Genomic DNA, 408 nt, shown 5'->3' with positions numbered 1-408 from the left:
CGGTTGCGGTCCAACGGGAACACACCATTGAGGAACGTGTCCCACTGCTGGATGGTGAGGGTCCGGTCCTTGCCGTCAACGAGACTCAACTCGTTGTCCAGACCTGCGTGAGAAGTGCCCGTACCCACGAACAGCGCGGCAAAAGCCGCCACCATCGCGAGCAGCACCCGACTGAATGCCTTCATGTTCTCCCTTACCTGTGTGTGTGGTGGCCTAAATACGCAGGTGGTGCCGTCCGGAGCCGAAGCCCAGACGGCACCCCCGCGCCGTTTATCGCCGAAACGTCAGTTCATGTTCCAGGGCTCGCCGTAGGTGGTGACCGAGTCACCCTCCTTGGCGATCAGCCGAGCGAACGGACGCAGCAGCACACCACCGGCAGCACCGGTCACCGTGCCATGCGCATTCGAC

The 408-nt window shown here is 62.5% G+C and carries 1 protein-coding gene and 1 pseudogene; both read right to left on the bottom strand.

Annotated elements, in window-relative coordinates:
- Positions 1 to 185, bottom strand: a pseudogene (locus H7J86_RS00070) (MspA family porin); the annotation flags it as partial.
- A gap of 99 nt (positions 186 to 284) precedes the next feature.
- Positions 285 to 408 (bottom strand): MspA family porin (locus H7J86_RS00065; RefSeq protein ID WP_201029508.1); only part of this gene is annotated, 124 nt, incomplete at its 5' end.

Source organism: Mycobacterium hackensackense, assembly GCF_025822555.1.
Classification (GTDB): domain Bacteria; phylum Actinomycetota; class Actinomycetes; order Mycobacteriales; family Mycobacteriaceae; genus Mycobacterium; species Mycobacterium fluoranthenivorans.
The sequence above is the reverse complement of the archived record's forward strand: the minus strand, read 5'-3'. Positions and strand labels throughout refer to the sequence as shown.